Source organism: Halomonas sp. AOP43-A1-21 (assembly GCF_052376775.1).
Lineage (GTDB): Bacteria > Pseudomonadota > Gammaproteobacteria > Pseudomonadales > Halomonadaceae > Vreelandella > Vreelandella colorata.
This window is the reverse complement of sequence record NZ_JBQSWC010000077.1, coordinates 1-2,363: the sequence shown is the minus strand read 5'-3', so window position 1 is coordinate 2,363 and position 2,363 is coordinate 1. Positions and strand designations below refer to the sequence as shown.

Annotated in this window: 4 protein-coding genes and 1 pseudogene; all 5 read left to right on the top strand. The window is 47.8% G+C overall.

The features are described 5' to 3' along the window. Positions 1-357: DUF7709 family protein (locus tag ACT3R7_RS20585; RefSeq protein WP_496199453.1), on the top strand; the 357-nt coding region annotated here is incomplete at its 5' end. Positions 358-478: 121 nt separating this feature from the next. Then, the gene (locus tag ACT3R7_RS20580; protein ID WP_193092527.1) at positions 479-742 is read left to right on the top strand and encodes a BrnT family toxin; all 264 of its coding nucleotides are present in this window, start codon (positions 479-481) and stop codon (positions 740-742) included. Beyond that, a complete protein-coding gene (gene brnA / locus ACT3R7_RS20575; RefSeq protein WP_193092526.1) occupies positions 732-1,001 on the top strand; it encodes a type II toxin-antitoxin system BrnA family antitoxin in 270 nt (89 codons plus the stop codon). Before ACT3R7_RS20580 ends, brnA begins: the two co-directional genes overlap by 11 nt. Positions 1,002-1,039: 38 nt before the next feature. Further along, on the top strand, positions 1,040-1,387 hold the full coding sequence (locus ACT3R7_RS20570; protein ID WP_193092525.1) for a DUF3024 domain-containing protein: 348 nt from the start codon (positions 1,040-1,042) through the stop codon (positions 1,385-1,387). A gap of 497 nt (positions 1,388-1,884) precedes the next feature. Then, positions 1,885-2,363, top strand: a pseudogene (locus tag ACT3R7_RS20565) (transposase); the annotation flags it as partial.

Genomic DNA, 2,363 nt, shown 5'->3' with positions numbered 1-2,363 from the left:
CTATTACGAAAACTATTGAAGGAGATCGAGATGTCCGAAGGCTCACCAGAAAATACCGAGCAACTTGGTTCGATCAATAAAAAGATCGTGGCCGAAGGAGAAGAGCTTCCCGCTGTCACCCTTAAAGATGGAAGTAAGGTACAAACAGGTACCGTTGCCACGATGCTCCGCAATGTCGCTTTGTACAACGCAGGTGAGCGTGGCGAGGTAGAAGAGCAGTTGAAGATCGCAGTGCCGACCTTGATTAAAGTTGGATTGTTTGAGTTATTCTCCGTTGATGAATGGATTAACGGTCAAAATCCTGGGCGTAGTTTAGTTGGCCTGTACGCTAAAGAATACCTTGGCAAACAAAGCTAACAAGTCGCTGCAATTGACCGCTGTTCCGCTGCGCTCCAAGCCTGTCGAAAATGCGAGCGCTAGCCGCTACAGCCTCCTTCCAGCTCTTGTGAAGTGAGTAAAAAAGGAATAATTTGTACTCATGGGAGAATTTGAATTCGACGAAGCCAAAAGCCGGGGCAACCTGGACAAGCACGGTATCGATTTCGTTGCTGCCCAAGAGCTTTGGAAAGATCCATACCTGCTGGAGCTCCGCGCAATATCGGAGGATGAGCAGAGGTTTTTGCTGGTAGGCAAGATTGGTGAAAAGCACTGGTCGGCTATCGTCACGTACAGGGGTGCTCGCATTCGTCTGATTTCAGTTAGACGTTCCCGTAAGAAAGAGGTAGAGCTCTATGAAAGCTAAAGACTTCGATAAAAAATTTGAGGAAGGTCAAGAAGATATCATTGATGACCTGGATCTGTCCTCTGCTCGCCGCGTTAATCAGGAACAAAAGCGAATCAACGTCGATTTTCCGGCTTGGGTTGTGGAGTCGTTAGATCGTGAGGCTGCGCGCTACGGTGTTACCCGCCAATCCATCATCAAAGTGTGGCTGGTGGAGCGTCTTCAGGCAGAGTCTGCTAACAAGCCGTTCAATGGTGACACCGCAGGCGGTGTGCATTAGCGTAGCGTAATGTGACTATCAGAAATCAGTGAATCATTATGGCATTAAGTGAATTTGAAATTAAAAAATGTGAGAAAGAGATCGAAGCATTCTTAAAAGTGCACCGACCTCCGGCACACATCCGTCACAAGCTTGATCTTGGATACAGGATAGAGGGCCAGAGCATTGAGCTATTTGAGATACGCCCGCACTTGCGTGACCCTTCGCAGAAGATGGAAGCATCAGTGGCAAAGGCCACTTTTGTAAAATCTCGAGGATGCTGGAAAATATTTTGGCAACGAGCCGATCTCAAGTGGCATGGCTATGAACCGGCGCCTAACGTTAAGTCGTTTACTGATTTCCTCAACATCGTGGCTGAGGACAAGTACGCATGTTTTTTCGGTTAATGCATGAAAAATTACACGGCACTAGCACTGGATAACCCTGACTCAAAAGTACGTCATCAGTATGCGGATGAAATTCTAAAAAACTGCCGAAAGCCTTGGCGTTGAATGCTTTTCAGCGTTCTGTATCGAGCCATAGCAATCCATTATAGTTTTGTAAGCAACTCGTTAAAGCGGACGGTTAGTTATGCTCAAGCAGCAGATACCGCCCAGCTTGCCTTACGCTGTTTGAAGTACGCAATCTCAAAATGCATTGCCTCCAGCCGTAAAATACAGCTGTACTGAGAGGCCCATACCATTTTCAAAACGCTGCAGTTACTCTACGAATCCAGAATCCATGTTGACACTAGCCTGTATCAAGCAATGCATGAGAGCCTACTTTTTAGACAGAGCTTGGTAAGCTGCATCTAACGTTGCATGCAGTTTATGCGATAAAACTGAATCGCCCCAGGTTTCGTAGACACCTCCAGGCCGTATACTAAAGGTATCTAGGAGGATCCATGAGCCGTCCCCGTTACACTGAAGAATTCAAAATCGAAGCCGTTAAACAGGTGGTAGAGCGTGGCCATCGAGTTGCCGAGGTCGCTGAGCGTTTAGGCGTGTCAGGCCACAGCTTGTACCACTGGATCAAGCGCTATGATAAGCCGGTAGAACAGCGGCAAGAAGACGATGATCTCCAAGCGGAAAACCGTCGTTTGAAGGCTGAACTAAAACGCGTGTCAGAAGAGCGAGATATATTAAAAAAGGCCACCGCGTACTTCGCCAGGGAGTCCGACTGAGGTACGCGTTTATTCAAAAGCATGCGAGCCAATATCCGGTACGGCGCTTGTGCCGCATGATGGCCGTGCATCCTAGCGGCTACTATGCATGGTGCAAAAAAGCACTGTCTAATCGAAACCGGGATGATCAGCGTCTATTGGGATTGATCAAGCATGCGTGGCTTGAAAGTGGCGGTGTATATGGCTATCGCAAGGTCTAC